Below are 15,624 nucleotides of genomic sequence, written 5' to 3' on the forward strand. Positions count from 1 at the left end.
TCGTGCGTAACCGTCACGTATCAGCAACGTGCATTTATGGTGTAGCATCTCACCAAATATGGACGTCCCACGCCCCCTGCTCAATACGCCCCGTGACCGCACGTCTGATACCCAGATCACGCTCGATGGCGTCTCGGTTCCTGCCCGTGCAGGCGATTTTCTGATTGACCTGATCAATGACTATCGCAGCGAGAACCGGCAGAAGCCGCTGCCGCAGGTGTGTTATTTGCCACAGATGGGACCGATCGAAAGCTGCGATACCTGCATGGTCGAGGTAGACGGTCAATTGACCCGCGCCTGCGGGAACCGTATCACGGCAGGGATGAACGTCGTCACTGCAGGAATAGCAGTCGACATCGCCCAGCGCGAAGCCTTCGATCGTATTCTCCAGAATCACGATCTCTACTGCACGGTCTGCGACAACAACAACCAGAACTGCACCATCCATAACACCACTGCAGTGCTGGATGTGAAACATCAGGCCCGGCCCTTCACCCGCAAGCCCTACCCGCAGGACCACTCCAATGCCTTCTACCGTTACGACCCGGACCAGTGCATTCTCTGCGGTCGATGCGTCGAAGCCTGCCAGAACGTCCAGGTCAACGAGACCCTGACAATCAATTGGGAGAGCGAGCATCCGCGCGTGCTATGGGACGGCGGAGAAAGGATCGACGGCTCCTCGTGCGTCTCCTGCGGCCATTGCGTCAACGTCTGCCCGTGCAATGCACTGATGGAAAAATCCATGCTCGGTCATGCCGGCTATCTCACCAACCTTCCTTCGAACGTGTTGGATGAGATGATCGACGTGGTCAAAGCAATCGAACCTCCGATTGGTTACGGCCCTATCCTGGCCCTGTCCGACATCGAATCGGAGATGCGCCATGCCCGCGTGAAGCGCACCAAGACTGTCTGCACCTATTGCGCGGTGGGCTGCAGCTTCGAGGTCTGGACCCGCGACCGGCACATCCTGAAGATGGAACCCACGCACGGCCCTGCGAACGGCATCTCCACCTGCATCAAGGGCAAGTTCGCCTGGGGCCATATCAACTCCGACGACCGCCTTGTAAAGCCCCTGCTGCGTAAGGGAGACAGCTTCGTTGAGATCTCCTGGGACGAGGCCCTCGATCTGATCCAGCAGAAATTCACCGAGGCCCAGCAGAAGCACGGCCCCGACGCGCTCGCCTTTATCGCCTCTTCCAAGTGCACCAACGAAGAGAGCTACCTGATGCAGAAACTCGCGCGCGCCGTGATTGGAACCAACAATATCGACAACTGCGCGCGCTACTGCCAGAACCCTGCGACTACCGGACTGCAGCGCACCGTCGGCTATGGCGCAGATTCCGGTTCCATCGCCGACATCGAGCGTGCGGGGCTCGTCGTCATCATTGGAGCCAACCCAGCCGAAAATCATCCCGTCCTTGCTACACGGGTCAAACGCTCGCACAAGTTCCGTGGCCAACGCCTCATCGTCGCCGACCTGCGCCGGCACGAGATGGCTGAGCGCGCCGATATCTTCATGCGGCCCAATCCTTCGACCGACGCAGTCTGGCTGAATGGCGTCGCAAAATACATCCTCGATCAGAATCTCCATAACGCTGAGTTCATTAACAAGTGGGTTCATCATTTCGATGAATTCAAGAAGTCTCTGGAACCCTTCACTCTGGAGTACACCGAGCGCATCGCCGGGATCCCGCGCGATACCCTCGTCACGGTCGCCAACGAGATCGCCGCGGCCGACGGCGTCTGCATCCTCTTCGCCATGGGCGTCACCCAACACACCGGAGGCTCCGATACCGCGACCGCCATCTCCAATCTCCTTCTGCTGACCGGCAACTACATGCGACCCGCAGCCGGAGCCTATCCTCTACGCGGACATAACAACGTGCAGGGAGCAAGCGACTTCGGCTCCATGCCAAACGTCTACTCCGGCTACCAGAAGGTCGATGACGAGGAGGTTCGGGCGAAGTTTGAAGCAGCCTGGGGAGTGACCCTGCCCACCCGGCCCGGCAAGGACAACCACCAGATGATCGACGCCATCATCGAGGGATCGCTGAAGGTCCTCTACATCAAGGGCGAAGACACCATCACCTCCGACTCCAACGCCAACTATGTTGCGGAGGCATTCTCGCGGCTGGACTTTTTTGTCGTTCAGGACATCAACTTCTCCGAGACCTGCCGCTACGCCGATCTCGTGCTGCCCGCCGCGGCCTCGCTTGAGAAGGACGGCACCTTCGTCTCGACCGAGCGCCGCATTCAGCGCATCTACAAGGCCCTCGAACCCCTCGGGGAATCCAAAGCAGACTGGGAGATCCTTCAATTGATCGCCAACCGACTTGGGGCGAACTGGAAGTACAAACACCCCTCCGACGTCATGGACGAGATTGCTTCGGTAACGCCTCTCTTTGCCGGCGTCACCTATGAGCATCTCGAGGGCTTCAGGAGCCTGCAGTGGCCGGTAGCCGCCGATGGAACGGACACCCCCCTGCTCTTCAAAGACAAGTTCCACTTCCCGGATGGAAAGGCGCGGTTTTATCCCATCCAATACATTCCTCCGTCGGAGGAGCGAAACGAGACCTTTGACCTGCACCTCAATAACGGCCGCCTTCTCGAACACTTCGAACAGGGTTCCATGACGCGTCGAACCCCGGGCATCCACGCCATGACGCCGGATAACTTCGTAGAAGTCTCGCCGGAACTCGCCAGTGAGCGTGGAATCACCACAGGTTGTCATGTCCGGCTTCGCTCTCCTTACGGCGAGGTGCGCGTTCAGGCTCTGGTCACCGACCGCGTTCAGGGCAAACAGCTCTATATGCCTTTGAACTCCGTCGACGAACCGGTTAATCGCCTCACCGGCAGCCATACCGATCGAACGACGCACACCCCGGCGTACAAGGAGGCCGCCGTCAGCATGACCATTCTCCCCAATCAGTCTGCACAGCAGAACAAGGGACCGCTGCCGCGTGGAAACTTCCGCTTCGGCAAGCGGACTCCGCAGAATGGCGTGGAGATTGAGCGCAAGTGGGCCCGTCCGGACTACTATCTACCTGGAACGAAAGAGAGCGACCGCCTGGTGCAGATCGAGACGACGAGAGTTTAAGGGTTGCCGCAGTTGATTGCACTTGCTCAGAAAGGATCCTGGATGGCCAATCCCATTAGCTTCAAGCCGCAGCCCGTTGATCCCCACCTGGAGTTGGAACAACGGCTCGCCCGTGCTCCGCGGAAACACGCCGAGGCGCTGCTGGTCGTCTACGACATCCTCGAGGCAGCGCACGAGAACGGCACCCTCGATGCAGTTCACGGACTGGTCTTTGCCCGCGACAAGATTGCAGGACGGCTGGCCGAATACGCCGGAACTCCCGAAGGAAAGGCGGCGCTCCTCAACCTCCTCGAACTGGGCAAGGTGCTCGCTTCCCTTGATCCAGAAGTCTTGGCCCCGCTGGTCGATTCCATGCAGAAGACCACCGGCGAGCATCGTCAGGAGAAGACTCCGCCCTCAACCTGGCAGCTTTTCCGTAGGGCAACCAGCGAAGATGGACGCCGTGGTCTGTCATTCCTCACGCTGTTCCTGACGAATCTGGGAAGGTCGCTCAAGCGTTGATGCATTTCACCTCTCCAGCCGCGAACAACGGAAGCGATCCGGACCAACAACATCCTGTCGTCTTTCGCAGTCACCGCCCCGGCGACATCGGTTGGGTCATAGAACGACATGGCTCCCTCTACTGGCAGGAGTACGGCTGGGACGAGCGATTTGAGGCCCTCGTCGCACGCATCGCCGCAGACTTTATCCATCAGCTTGAGCCTGAACGCGAGCGTTGCTGGATCGCGGAGCGAGCAGGCGAGCGGCTGGGTTGCGTCTTCCTGGTGAGGGACCGTGAGCTTGACCATCCACTGCCCAGCGCCAGACTTCGCCTTCTGCTCGTGGATCCCTCTGCCCGAGGTCTCGGTCTTGGACACGCCCTGGTGAGCCAGTGCACGCAGTTCGCCCGTAGCGCCGGCTATCGCCGTATCGTTCTCTGGACCAACAGCGTTCTCGATGCTGCCCGGCGCATCTACGAACGGGAAGGCTACCGCCTTATCTCCGAAAAACCGTATACCGCCTTTGGCAAAGAACTCGTCTCCCAAGACTGGGAGCTTCTTCTGTAGGTCGCACATTTTTCATGTAGCTATCCATCGAATGCTTTTGGCACCTCTCCCCCTCCAGCATTTGAGGTATCCGTATGCAAAACTAACGGCCCTTCCGTTCCTCCGCTTGCGCGACGGCCCTGTTCATCGCCTCCAGGCTCGCCCACATCGCGGTCCATTCGCGCTCGGTCATTTCCTTGCGCAGCTCCTCCCCAGCCTTGCGCCATGCAGGCCGAGCCTCACGCAAACGTGCCCTTCCCTCGGCAGTCAATGAGACGTTTCTTCGCCGCGCGTCTTTCGCAACCGCCGCCTCCACCCAACCTTTATCCCGCAATACCTTCAGATTGCGCGAGAGGGTGGTCTTATCCATGCCCAACATCTGTGCCAGTGCCGCCTGTCCGGTGTCCTGAGCGGCATCAAGCGCCATCAGCAACGCAAACTGCGCAGCCTCAATACCGGCCTCCAACATGCAGGCATCGTAAAACTGAGTCATCAACCGAGCCGTGCGCCTGGTTGCCGCCAGCGCGCACGGCATATCTTTCCATCTGCCGTTCATTGCTCAACCCTACTTTGCTTCCGTGTCTCCTGTCTGCAACCGGGTCAACAGCCGCATCGGAACCAATGGCCCTACCGGAATAAACTCCAGGTCGACCATGCCCGCCTTGTCCAACGGCAGAGCCCCCATCATCGCCTCCGCCTCCTCGATGCTCGAACAACGCAGAAAGAAAACCACTCCCTTACCATCGGCTCGGGAGTACCAGTGATTGATTTTGCCCTCAAGGTACAGAAGCATCGTCTCCCGGGCCTCTTCCGGTAATACCTTCATAAGGTCGGGGAGGCTGACGTTCGGCTTCCGCGTGAGCAGCACCATGACATCAGTGACCGGTACAGAGAGGGCTGCAGGCATCGCGCCCTGCGACTCCACACCTGCGCCCGGAACAAGCGCCGAAAGGCTGGAAAGATTCATTGGAAAGTCTCCTTTAGTTGCATATACAACTACAATGGTTGTAGATGCAACGATGATCCTAACGCTTCAATACTTTCGTGCCATTCTTTTCTCGTGGTCAAATATCTGCTGTGAGCAACGCAATCAATAAGCCCTTCGATATCGGCTCCCTCTCTGTCGGCAAAGGAAAGCTCTTCCTCATCGCCGGCCCTTGCGTCATCGAATCCGAAAGCCACTCCCGCAGGATGGCCGATGCGATTCAGCGCATTACATCCGATCTCGGCATGCCTTATATCTTCAAGGCCAGCTATGACAAGGCAAATCGTACCTCGATCCACAGCTTCCGAGGCCCTGGAGTTATTGAGGGAACGCGCATCTTGCAAACCATCGCTGAGGCAACGGGGCTTCCCGTTCTGACCGACGTCCATACCGCCCAGGACTGCCCGCGTGTCGCCGAAGCCATCGATGTGCTGCAGATTCCCGCCTTTCTTTGCCGCCAGACCGATCTTCTCGTCGCAGCCGCAGAAGCGGCGACCTCCCACAACCGCGCTGTCAATGTTAAGAAAGGCCAGTTCGTCGCGCCGGCCGACATGCGCCACGCCGTCGAAAAGATTCGCGAGAGCGGCTGTGATCGCGTCTGCCTGACCGAGCGCGGAGCCAGCTTCGGCTACAACAATCTTGTCGTCGACATGCGCTCACTACCCATCATGCGCAGCTTTGCACCGGTCATCTTTGACGGGACCCACTCCGTCCAGACGCCGTCGGCAGCCAATGGCGTCTCCGGAGGCCAGCCAGAGTTTATCCCGGTGCTTGCGCGTGCCGCCGTCGCTGCCGGCGTGGATGGCATCTTTCTTGAGGTTCACGACGATCCGCCGCACGCCAAATCAGACGGCGCCAATGCCCTGCACCTGAACCACCTCCGCGAGGTCCTCGAACGGCTTCTCGCAATCCACCAGGCGGCATCCTAGGGCCTGTCATCAAACCTAAGGCCTCCGCTACGTTTAAGAAAATCGTCATTCTGAGGGAAGCGAAGAATCCCTGTATCTTTGCCTGTGGAGTCTATGGTGCTCCAGACAGAACGCAAGGATCCCTTACCTTTCGATCTCGCTCAGATCAGGATGATCAGCGTAACAGCAATCTCAAAGCAGCAAAATCGCAAAAAAACGGCCCCTCGCTTGAGGGGCCAATCTGCCTTGGTTCTCTCTGGTTAGGAGAGTCTATTGCGGGAGCGATCTAGGTCACTCGCCTGCAAACCGTTCTAATCTTGCGGGCGACACAGATTGCTCTGTGCCACCCTTTGGGGGAGGGCTGCCAGGTTATTGGTTTGCCTCAGGAGGCGCGCTAACGCCTGTGGTAGAACTCTGCGGTGAAACGGGTACCGAGTTGGATGCTGCATTGGTGTCCATCGTTGCCAGGCTGTTATGCAACAAAGTTACGCGAACGCCATTTGTGATGGCCTTTTCACCATTGACCTGCTGCGCGCTGGCGCGACCAAGTCCGGTGCGATAGACGCGATAGACAGGTACCTGATGCTCTGTCACCAGATAACGGACAACGGAGTCTGCCATCGCCTGCGAGGTCTGCACGCCGTTACGGCTGTAGCCTTGAACCTCAACGATGTAGCCCTTCTCATTGGCAAGCTTTGCCACCACATCATCCAGCGTGGCCTTACCTTTCGGGCCAAGGCTTGTTCGTCCGGAGGCAAACGGAACCGACGCCGAAGAAATCTCCTGATACTGATCCAGGTTGCTGACCGTGGTATTCAACGAGGTCGTACGCGTGCTGGCATTGTTTGCCAGCTGCTGGGCCTCGCCAGCCCGATTAGCTGCGGCTGCAGCATGCTGATCTGCAAGCTCGGCTGCGCTCTGCGCCTTATTGATGCCTGCGGTCGCGCGTGAATCTACGTCGCGAATGTCATTGGCGTTCTTCGACTGAAGCTGATCCAGCTCATTGGTGCGATCCTTGATCGGATCAACCTGCCTGTGAACCCACTTCTTCCGGGCCAGGGGATTCAGATGACCCCAGAAACCCTCTTTCGACTGCTGCTCGAGCGGCTTGCCTGTCGCATAGGTCGAACTGTCATCGACACTCATCGTCTTTGAGGATGCGGAAGCAGAGGAAGATGTGTCCTGTGCCGCCGGGGTGGCCTGGGTTGCGGACTGCGCCAAAGCAGTCATGCCCATCGCTGTGCTGAGTACTACAACTGAGAGACCAAATTTAGTTCCGGTTATCATGTTTTCGCTCCTCATGCACCGCGCCTGCCGTTTCAGACGCCTGTACACCCTGAGCTATAGCAGGTGCCGTGCCAAACTGCTTTTCCGCTAACTTTCACTGAAAACAAAGGACTTTTCAAAACCGGAAGACCTGGCAAAAAATGCCTGCCCACAGAGCGGACTGCAATTTCTTCCGGGCGGCCGGTAAGTATTTCGGGGAGGGAGGATTCTGATCCTTCTTCCTGCGTCGAAAAAGCGGCTTACTTCTTTTCTACCTTGATGATGCGAATCTCCGGCATCTGCATGTTCCAGTTGCCCGGAATGGACTCGAAGATCAGCCGGAACTCCCGGTCGTCGCCAGGCTTTAGAGGATCGGCATGGACGGTTTCGGTATCCACATAAGGCTCGTGCGTACGGATCAGCATCAGCGGAACCGTCTCCACATCTGGAGGCATCTGCTCCTCATTCTTGAAAAGAACCTGGACCAGAACACCCGTCACAGTCTCCTGGCCTGTGTTCTGAATGTGGCCATCGACGTAGGTGGATTTACCGCCTGAAAGACTCGTCGATTCGCTCATCTGCAGCTGCGTAAGCGGCAGGCTGGAGGCGTAGGCATCGGGTGCCTGCACCCCTTTAATCTCCTCCGTCTTCCGATGCCCCACCAATAGCATGCCGGCTACTGCTGCAAGCACCACCGCTCCGGCAATCAGCCAGGCAGAGAGAGGCATTCCGCCCGAACGGGACGGCGGTGGTGTGAAGATGGCTGATGACGGCTCTTCCGCGCCATTCGGGGAGGCGTTTCTTCTCATTTCCTGATCGCTCATATCTGGCCGAGATTCTATACCGTTCGAGATCGGCGGTGTCCTGAATGGAGCCGGGGGTACCGCCAAAGCTCCGCCCGCGGCGGTTTAGCAAGAAATTCATCGCAAAATTTCCGGAGCGGGTGCATCATTGCAGCAACCGGGTTCATCTACTGCTCCAGAAGCAGGAGAACTGCCAATGACTCCCCTCATCGGATTTCGCGCCAACAGAAAGCTGGACAGGCAAGGCCCTCTGCTTCCGGTGCGTCCTCCTGTAGTCATGGACGTGTCACCGGGCATGGACGGATGCGAAGCCTCCGCCAGGCCTTCACGTGTAGCGGATTATGCCTATCGAATCGCCGCAGTGACCGCCGGACTGGTCCTGTTGGCTACCGTTATGTAGCCGGATAGCTTTTTAACCGGAAAACCGGTCACGCGAAGCTCGCGCGTTTTACCTTCTGACGAAAATCCTCACCCTGCATCTCAACAACGACGCACATCTCCTGCAGGCGCGACCGCATACGCTCACCGATGCGATCCCCGAGCGTCTCCTCCCGGAGCCGCATTGAGCCGTCTCCGCTTCCTGCTCCCAGCGGAGGATGATTGGGGTAGTTCGTCGTAATGATCGTCGTGCGGCGATCGTTGTACCGGGTATTCAGGATGTGTGCCACCGTATCCCAGACCCAGTCGGTCGGCTTCACCGCTCCAAGCTCATCGAGCACCAGAATCTCGGCCTCGAAGACTGGACGCAGGACTTCAAGCTCGGTCTGCCGGACCTGCGGGTTATAACTGTTTTGAACCTGCTTCAGAAGGTCGCGATAGTCGTAAAACAGGCCCGCCGCGCCGCGCTCAATCACCAGCGACTGCAGGATCCCAACCGCAAGATGGGTCTTCCCCACCCCGATATTCCCGGTCAGGAGCAGCCCTGTTCCATCCGTCTCCAAAGGATAGCTCTCCACAAACTTCCTCGCCCGAAGAAGTGCTGCTCCCAGAGAACGGTGCGACGATGGGAAGTTCGTCTCATAACTCTCGAACGTACAGTGCTCATACCGGCGTGGAATACCGGCACGACGGATGCGCATCTGGGTGCGCTGCGTCACCCTGCAGACACAGTCCTCGGCAAAGCGGCGGCCGTCGCGCTCGACGATCCGAAGCCCGGCTCCTTCGCAGATAGAACAAACCTCAGCCATCAGTTCTTCCAGTATCGCAGGAGCAGGCCACTCTTGACTGCCTGTGCGAAACCCGCTTGCAAAAAGGAAAATCCCTACTCCATTCGCAATGCCTCCATTGGCTCGATCGAAGCCGCCCGCTTCGCCGGAATCAATCCCGCCACGGCCGCAGCCAGGCCGAGCACCGCCAGCGCCGCCACTAGCACTCCCGCATCCACCTTCGTCACTCCATACAGCTGCGACTTCACGAACCGCACGCACAGCAGCGCCACGGGAATCCCGATCGCCAGCCCGACCAGCGCCTGCGCCATCGCGCCACGCAGGATCATCGCCACCACGCCGCTCCGATCCGCGCCCAAGGCCATCCGGATTCCGATCTCCTGGGTCCGCCGCACCACCGTATAAGCCGTTACGCCGTAGAGCCCAATCGCCGCTAACAGCAGCGCCAGCCCGCCGAACAGCATCGTCAGGCGCGACAACATTCGTTCCTCGGTAAACTGATCCGCAATCTGCTGATCGAACGTCTGGAACTTTACCACCGTAAGGTTGGGATTGATCCCGGCCAAAGTCTTCCGGACGATCGTTTCCATCTCATTCATCGGACGGTCGGTCTGGAGCACAATTGCTCCGGCATACAGGTCAAGGTCCTTTTCGATTGGACCGTAATCGGAGGGCCGCTGCATGCTCGGCACAAAGACCATGAGATGGTCTGTCCAGCGCACGCTTTGATAAACCGTGTCTTCCACAACGCCTATAATCTCGAACTCTCCGGGATCATCCGAACCGATGCGTCTTCCAATAGGATTGGCATCGCCAAAGAATTTTTTCGCGAACGCCTGGTTAACTACGGCAACCGGAGGAGCCGTGGAGGTATCCCCAATTCCGACACCCCGCCCCATCAGGACCTTCGTTCCTACGGAGTCGAAGTATTCGGAATTGACCCGGAGAAACGACGCTCCGTGGCTCACATTCGGCATACCCTGAACCTTCCATCCCCATCCGTTGTTGTTGTCCTCCATCGGGGTGTAGCTGGTAATACCGACCTTGACCACACCGGGAAGCATATGGAACCTGTTCTCGATCTCGCGATAGAGTCCCTCAAGCTGCGTCTGCTTGTACCCGGCTGCCTGAGGATTAATATGGACGATGTACCGGTTTCGGGAATCCAGCTTCATGTCCGTGCTTTCAAGCTTTCTCAAGCTCTGCGCGAACAGTCCCGCGCCTACCAGCAGCACAAACGACAGCCCCGCCTGCAATATCACCAGCGCCTTCTGTAATTTTGTAGCCCCGCTGGCCGTTGTTCTCACCCCGCTTCGAAGCACATCTGCAGGTTGCGCCCTGGAGGCCAGCCAGGCCGGAGCCACACCGAACAGAACTCCTGTCAGAAGGCTCAGTCCGAAGGCAAACGCAATGACCTCGCCCGCGGGGTTCGCATCGATCGGCACATCCTGCGCTCCCGGAAAGACCAGAGCAAGAAGCATCCGGGTCCCGCCGTAGGCAACCGCCAACCCCAACAGGCCGCCCATACCCGACAACAGCACGCTCTCCGTCAGCAGCTGTCGAACCAGCCGGGAGCGTCCGGCGCCCATTGCAGACCGTACGGACATCTCCGTCTTCCGGGCCATGCCGCGCACCAGCAGCAGGTTCGCGATGTTGGCGCATGCCACCAGCAGCACCAGCCCTGCAATCCACATCAGCAAATGGAGGTGCTCTCCATATTGCTGCTGCATCCGCTGAATGCCCGCACCACCGGGAGTCAGCGTGACATGCGTTCTTGCGAATTTATTCTTCCCTTCTCCTGTGGTGACGTTGATGCGTGTCTTCAGCAGTGCCTGCCGCATCGTTGCACCCAGCTTTTCCTGCAAGGGCCCCATCGCCGTTCCGGGTTTCACTCTCCCGACGATATACAGCCAGTTCGTGTTCGGGTCATGCACATAGGACACGCCCATGATCTCCGGCATTGTTTCTATCGGCAGGTAGTAATCCGGAGGCGTGGTCAGCAACCGGTCTCCATAGAATCCCTTTGGAGCCACCCCGACCACGGTCACCGGCTTCGTATTGACCCAGAACGTGCCTCCGATCACCCTGGGGTCACCGGAAAAGTCCCTCTGCCATGCCGCATAGCTGATCACCGCGGTCATCGGAGCACCCTTCATGTTATCTGCGTCGTTGAACAAACGCCCGGCATATGGTCGCAGCCCGAAGGTGCGGAAGTAATTCCCCGAAACGTACTCTCCCATCACCGACTTCGGCAGCGCGTCCGGTCCATCCCTCCGTACCGTCACGGGCCGAAAACTGAAGCCTGCCTGAATCGCCGCCAGCTCCTCGAACTCCGGAGCGTTCTTTTTCATCTCCTCATAAGCCTCGGTCGGAAACAGGGAGTAATCTCCGTCGTTCGCCCAGCCCGATCCAACGCAGCAGGCGTTTGGATCATCGCCCACCCGAACCAGCATCGCCGGGTCGGCTACCGGCAGGTTCCTGAGCAGAACGCTGTTGATCAGAGTAAAGATCGCTGCGTTTGCCCCAATCCCGAGAGCCAGCGTCAGCAGCACTGTCACGGTAAAGGCAGGAGTCTTCTTCAACTGCCGCAAAGCAAACCGCACATCCTGGACAAAACTGGTCATGGGATCTCTCTCCTTCGTGGACCGGCGACAACTCGGGTACATCCCCGGAATGCATCTCCACGACCAGTTCAGGACATGGTTAAGTTCCTTGGAATCAATGTCGACCTCGTCCCCATCACCAAACCTGTGTCCGGAAACGGGATGCCGTGTCCGATCCCGGACAATCGCAGCCAACCTGTACCCCGGCCGGAAGGCTGTCAAGCCCCTCTACCATCGCTCAACGCCGTAAGTACCTGTGTATAAACCCTTTATAAGGATAATCCTCCGAAAGAAAGATGCCGGATTCCTTCGCTGGAGTCGATAGAATAAAACTGGAAGTCAAAAAGGACTGACGCGCTGAATTGCGCCACTAACTCCTTCCGGTTCAAGCCTTTGCCTTAAACGCTTTGAATGGAAGACTTTGCCTCAAAACAAGGGAGGGGGCTCCGGTCTTCAGCATCTGCCCGACGAAATGATAGAATGAAGAAAGCTTGTCGTCTGAAGGGGCGTCGGGCTCGCGACAGGCACATCGATGTGACGTGAGCACACCGTCGCAAGCGATCCGCGAAACCGAACAAGCAAATCTCAATACGCAAGCGTAAAGAGCGTCTTGCGGAAGGATCGTTATGCCGAAAGAAGGAATCCACCCGAAGTACGAAACCATCACCGTCAAGTGCGCCTGCGGAACTCACTTCGAGACCCGCTCCACGCACAAGGGCGACATTGTTCTTGAAATCTGCTCTGCCTGCCACCCTTTCTTTACCGGCAAGCAGAAGCTGGTCGATACCGCCGGACGCGTCGAGCGCTTCCGCCGCAAGTTCGCCCAGTCGGATGCAGGCAAGGCAGCTGCCGCCAAGTAAGCGGAGACAGTATCAACCGGAGGCCTCCGCCTGTGCGGGGGCCTTCCTTTGTACGGTTGAACTGGAGAGCCCACGGATGAAGCCCCGCCAACAGCTCGCGATGGATCTCGGCAGGAAGATTCCTGGCTGTGTGACCGGCGTCGACTTCGGCCACGGCTGCCTCATGGTCGATAACAGGATCTTCGCTTTCACCCGCGCCGACGACAGCGCTGCACTTAAGCTGCCCGAAGCCCGCATCGCCGGTCTGATCGATGAAGGCGAGATGCACCGCCTCATCATGGGTAGACGCACCATGCGCGAATGGGTCGTTGTCCCCAACATCATGGAGCCGGGCAATCTGCCCCTCCTGCGAGAGGCCAAAGCCTACGTCGCCTCCCTCCCGCAGGAAAAGCGTCGCAGATCCGCAAAGAAGTCATCCAAAAAAGAAGCGAAGAAGGTCGCCGCAAAAAAAGTAGAAAAGACCGCGGCGAAAGCAGCAAACAAAATTACAAAAAAGACCGCCGGAAAGACACGTTGAAGAAGCGCTACACACTCGAGCAGAAGAAGTGGGACTCGCCCGTCGAACACACGATGCCCGCGCACGCCCGCGTGCCTGCCAGCTTCAACATCGGGAACGTCACCATCGCACCCGCCACCGTGCTCGCCCCCATGGCCGGAGTGACCGATACCGTCTTCCGCCGTTTCATCAAGAACGCCAGCCAGTTCACTTCACACGAGGGCATCATCCCGAGCGGAGTGCAAAGCGCGGAAAAGCCTGCCCTGAGCGAAGTCGAAGGGAAAGATCTGCGGTTTTCCTCAGCGGGTTCGGGCCCGGGTGCCCCACATCTCGATTCTGAGATGTGGGCTCAAAACGCTACCGCCATCGAGGCCGCCACCTCCAACCAGCAGTCCGGCTGCGGTCTCATCATGACCGAGTTCACCTCCGCCGACGGCCTCTCCCGCATGCGCGAGACCAAGCGCAAGCGATACCTGACCTACTACGACGATGAGCATCCAATCTCGGCGCAGCTCTTTGGCTCCAATCCCGAGACGCTGGCCGACTCCGCCCGCATCGTCGAGGACGCCGGGTTCGATATGGTCGACCTGAACCTGGGCTGCCCGGCAAAGCGCGTCGTCGCCTGCAACGGAGGTTCCGGCCTGCTCAAGGATCTTCCCCAGATCGAGCGCATCTTCAAGGCGATTCGCTCAGCCGTAACCATCCCATTTACGGTCAAGTTCCGACTAGGCTGGAACGACGCGCACATCATCTGCGTCGAGCTGGCAAAGATGGCCGAGGACTGCGGCCTGAACGCCTGCGCTCTGCACGCCCGCACCCGCGAGGACGGATACACCGGCCAGGCGCGCTGGGAGTACATCGCTGCCGTCAAAGACGCTGTCAGGATTCCCGTCATCGGCAACGGCGACATCCGCACGCCCGAAGACGCTGCCGCCATGGTTGAAAAGACCGGCTGCGACGCCGTCATGATAGGCCGCACCGCACCTTCGAACCCATGGATCTTCCGCCAGATCGCCCAGTACACCGCGAGCAAGGAAGCGAGCGGCGTCGGCACGTACGATCTTCCGACCAACGAAGACCGCTACCGCATGATCCGCACGTACTTCCAGATGCTGGTCGACGAGATCGCACTGGAAGAAGCCGCCGAAGCCGCTCGCGCCGAAGCCATCCTCGCCTCCGGACAGATTGCCCGCGAGAAGCGTCACCGCGACGCCGTAGGCAAGATGAAACAGTTCGCCGCCTGGTTTACCCACGGGGTGCCCGGGGGCGGCGCTCTGCGCAAGCAGATCTTCGAATCGAAGAACGGCAATGCCGTGATCGACGCTGTAGAGAAGTTCTTCTCGACGCTGCCCGCAGGAATCGTGGAGGAGCCTGCATTCGTTCCCGACACCTCGCTGGAGGCCTTGGGCGCGGGCTGCGATTAGAGCAAATCGCTAAGTCTAGAAGCGAATCACTAAGCCGTCATTCTGAGTAACGCGAAGAATCCCTGTATTTTGCCTGTGGAGCCTACGGTGCTCCGGGCAAAACGCAGGGATTCTTCCCCTTCGACTTCGCTCAGGGTCAGAAAGACGAATGGGAAGACTGCACCTAAGGTGATGGTTTCTGCTCGCCCTTATACACGCGCACATAATCGACCAGCATGCGCTGCGGAAAGCTGGTTGTCTCATCCGGGTATCCCGGCCAGGCGCCGCCGACCGCAACATTCAGAAGCAGAAAAAACGGGTGATCGTAGACCCACTTCGTTCCTGCAGGAAGGTCCTTCGGGGTGCGCTCGACGATCAGCCTGTCATCGAAGAAGAACTTGATGTCGTTCGGTGCCCACTCAACCGCATAAACATGAAAGCCCGTATTGACTGCCGTGCCCGCCGGAAGAGTAAACGGAAAGGAAATTCCCTTGGCACCGCTATAACCGGGTCCGTGCACGGTACTGTAAATGCGTCCCGGCTCACCGATGTTCTCCATCACATCGATCTCACCGGCAGCGGGCCATCGGGCCGAATCAATGTTGTTGCCCAGCATCCAGAAGGCTGGCCAGATTCCCTTGCCCAGCGGAAGCTGCAGACGTGCCTCGAACCTTCCGTAAGCCTGCGCAAACTGCCCCTTGGTTGTCAGGCGCGCCGAGGTATACGGCCGTTTAATGCCATCCAGGCCAACGTAGTCTTCCTTCCTCGCTGTAATGACAAGATTGCCGCCTCGCTGCTCGGCATTCTCCAGCCGCGACGTGTAGCTCTCAAGCTCCTTGTTACCCCAGCCGCCGCCTCCCGTAGCAAAGGTCCACTTCGCCAGATCCGGCGGGCTTCCATCCGGACTATTGCACTCGTCGCTCCAGACGAGTTTCCAGCCCGGCCTGTCCTGGTGAGAACGCTGCGCAGTTGCTGCGGAACAGAGCAGCCCCACGCAGGCAATGCAGATCGC

At 58.7% G+C, this 15,624-nt stretch carries 15 protein-coding genes; 8 read left to right on the forward strand and 7 right to left on the reverse strand.

Annotated features, from left to right (window positions below; translation table 11 throughout):
• Positions 1–58: 58 nt before the first annotated feature.
• From fdhF to GWR55_RS09925, 3 genes are read left to right on the forward strand one after another with little or no spacing between them, the layout of a single operon-like run.
• Positions 59–3,097 carry a formate dehydrogenase subunit alpha gene (gene fdhF / locus GWR55_RS09915; RefSeq protein ID WP_162402129.1) on the forward strand — a complete coding sequence of 1,013 codons (3,039 nt, stop codon included), beginning with the start codon at positions 59–61 and terminating at the stop codon, positions 3,095–3,097.
• A 42-nt stretch (positions 3,098–3,139) separates the two neighbouring features.
• Positions 3,140–3,598 carry a DUF1641 domain-containing protein gene (locus GWR55_RS09920; RefSeq protein ID WP_162402130.1) on the forward strand — a complete coding sequence of 153 codons (459 nt, stop codon included), beginning with the start codon at positions 3,140–3,142 and terminating at the stop codon, positions 3,596–3,598.
• Positions 3,598–4,143, forward strand: coding sequence for a GNAT family N-acetyltransferase (locus GWR55_RS09925; RefSeq protein WP_162402131.1), 546 nt, complete (start codon positions 3,598–3,600; stop codon positions 4,141–4,143). The genes GWR55_RS09920 and GWR55_RS09925 overlap by 1 nt, the downstream gene beginning before the upstream one ends.
• A gap of 82 nt (positions 4,144–4,225) precedes the next feature.
• Here GWR55_RS09925 and GWR55_RS09930 read toward each other — a convergent pair whose 3' ends face one another.
• Complete coding sequence (locus GWR55_RS09930; RefSeq protein ID WP_162402132.1) at positions 4,226–4,678, reverse strand: MarR family winged helix-turn-helix transcriptional regulator; 453 nt, start codon at positions 4,676–4,678, stop codon at positions 4,226–4,228.
• Between the two features lie 9 nt (positions 4,679–4,687).
• Entirely contained in the window at positions 4,688–5,089 is a 402-nt protein-coding gene (locus GWR55_RS09935; RefSeq protein ID WP_202925487.1) for a hypothetical protein, read from the reverse strand.
• A gap of 122 nt (positions 5,090–5,211) precedes the next feature.
• On the opposite strand from GWR55_RS09935, the gene kdsA reads away from it, so the two are divergent.
• Positions 5,212–6,036: a 3-deoxy-8-phosphooctulonate synthase gene (kdsA, locus tag GWR55_RS09940; RefSeq protein ID WP_162403886.1), complete on the forward strand. Its 825-nt coding sequence runs from the start codon at positions 5,212–5,214 to the stop codon at positions 6,034–6,036.
• Positions 6,037–6,384: 348 nt separating this feature from the next.
• Here kdsA and GWR55_RS09945 read toward each other — a convergent pair whose 3' ends face one another.
• Positions 6,385–7,302 carry an OmpA family protein gene (locus GWR55_RS09945; protein WP_162402133.1) on the reverse strand — a complete coding sequence of 306 codons (918 nt, stop codon included), beginning with the start codon at positions 7,300–7,302 and terminating at the stop codon, positions 6,385–6,387.
• 239 nt (positions 7,303–7,541) lie between these two features.
• Entirely contained in the window at positions 7,542–8,105 is a 564-nt protein-coding gene (locus GWR55_RS09950) for a DUF2393 family protein (protein WP_238398316.1), read from the reverse strand.
• 175 nt (positions 8,106–8,280) lie between these two features.
• On the opposite strand from GWR55_RS09950, the gene GWR55_RS09955 reads away from it, so the two are divergent.
• Entirely contained in the window at positions 8,281–8,484 is a 204-nt protein-coding gene (locus GWR55_RS09955; RefSeq protein ID WP_162402134.1) for a hypothetical protein, read from the forward strand.
• A gap of 28 nt (positions 8,485–8,512) precedes the next feature.
• Here the strand turns inward: GWR55_RS09955 and GWR55_RS09960 are convergent, their stop codons facing one another.
• The gene (locus GWR55_RS09960; protein WP_162402135.1) at positions 8,513–9,271 is read right to left on the reverse strand and encodes an ATP-binding protein; all 759 of its coding nucleotides are present in this window, start codon (positions 9,269–9,271) and stop codon (positions 8,513–8,515) included.
• A gap of 74 nt (positions 9,272–9,345) precedes the next feature.
• Positions 9,346–11,874 (reverse strand): ABC transporter permease, encoded by a 2,529-nt coding sequence (locus tag GWR55_RS09965; protein WP_162402136.1) that lies wholly within the window; start codon positions 11,872–11,874, stop codon positions 9,346–9,348.
• Positions 11,875–12,479: 605 nt separating this feature from the next.
• On the opposite strand from GWR55_RS09965, the gene rpmE reads away from it, so the two are divergent.
• The 3 genes from rpmE to GWR55_RS19080 all read left to right on the forward strand — a co-directional run bounded on the left by rpmE (position 12,480) and on the right by GWR55_RS19080 (position 14,633).
• The gene (gene rpmE / locus GWR55_RS09970) at positions 12,480–12,713 is read left to right on the forward strand and encodes a 50S ribosomal protein L31 (protein ID WP_162402137.1); all 234 of its coding nucleotides are present in this window, start codon (positions 12,480–12,482) and stop codon (positions 12,711–12,713) included.
• Positions 12,714–12,789: 76 nt separating this feature from the next.
• Positions 12,790–13,230 (forward strand): hypothetical protein, encoded by a 441-nt coding sequence (locus GWR55_RS09975; protein ID WP_162402138.1) that lies wholly within the window; start codon positions 12,790–12,792, stop codon positions 13,228–13,230.
• 53 nt (positions 13,231–13,283) lie between these two features.
• Positions 13,284–14,633 (forward strand): tRNA-dihydrouridine synthase, encoded by a 1,350-nt coding sequence (locus GWR55_RS19080; protein WP_238398771.1) that lies wholly within the window; start codon positions 13,284–13,286, stop codon positions 14,631–14,633.
• Between the two features lie 163 nt (positions 14,634–14,796).
• On the opposite strand, the gene GWR55_RS09985 is transcribed toward GWR55_RS19080, so the two are convergent.
• Positions 14,797–15,606: a family 16 glycosylhydrolase gene (locus tag GWR55_RS09985; RefSeq protein WP_238398317.1), complete on the reverse strand. Its 810-nt coding sequence runs from the start codon at positions 15,604–15,606 to the stop codon at positions 14,797–14,799.
• Between the last annotated feature and the right edge of the window lie 18 nt (positions 15,607–15,624).

This window comes from Edaphobacter sp. 12200R-103 (genome assembly GCF_010093025.1).
GTDB lineage: Bacteria > Acidobacteriota > Terriglobia > Terriglobales > Acidobacteriaceae > Edaphobacter.

Coding starts and splice junctions, on each gene's coding strand:
- fdhF (WP_162402129.1), top strand. CDS start 59: ATGGACGTCCCACGCCCCCTGCTCAATACGCCCCGTGACCGCACGTCT.
- GWR55_RS09920 (WP_162402130.1), top strand. CDS start 3,140: ATGGCCAATCCCATTAGCTTCAAGCCGCAGCCCGTTGATCCCCACCTG.
- GWR55_RS09925 (WP_162402131.1), top strand. CDS start 3,598: ATGCATTTCACCTCTCCAGCCGCGAACAACGGAAGCGATCCGGACCAA.
- GWR55_RS09930 (WP_162402132.1), bottom strand. CDS start 4,678: ATGAACGGCAGATGGAAAGATATGCCGTGCGCGCTGGCGGCAACCAGG.
- GWR55_RS09935 (WP_202925487.1), bottom strand. CDS start 5,089: ATGAATCTTTCCAGCCTTTCGGCGCTTGTTCCGGGCGCAGGTGTGGAG.
- GWR55_RS09945 (WP_162402133.1), bottom strand. CDS start 7,302: ATGATAACCGGAACTAAATTTGGTCTCTCAGTTGTAGTACTCAGCACA.
- GWR55_RS09950 (WP_238398316.1), bottom strand. CDS start 8,105: ATGAGCGATCAGGAAATGAGAAGAAACGCCTCCCCGAATGGCGCGGAA.
- GWR55_RS09955 (WP_162402134.1), top strand. CDS start 8,281: ATGACTCCCCTCATCGGATTTCGCGCCAACAGAAAGCTGGACAGGCAA.
- GWR55_RS09960 (WP_162402135.1), bottom strand. CDS start 9,271: ATGGCTGAGGTTTGTTCTATCTGCGAAGGAGCCGGGCTTCGGATCGTC.
- GWR55_RS09965 (WP_162402136.1), bottom strand. CDS start 11,874: ATGACCAGTTTTGTCCAGGATGTGCGGTTTGCTTTGCGGCAGTTGAAG.
- rpmE (WP_162402137.1), top strand. CDS start 12,480: ATGCCGAAAGAAGGAATCCACCCGAAGTACGAAACCATCACCGTCAAG.
- GWR55_RS09975 (WP_162402138.1), top strand. CDS start 12,790: ATGAAGCCCCGCCAACAGCTCGCGATGGATCTCGGCAGGAAGATTCCT.
- GWR55_RS19080 (WP_238398771.1), top strand. CDS start 13,284: ATGCCCGCGCACGCCCGCGTGCCTGCCAGCTTCAACATCGGGAACGTC.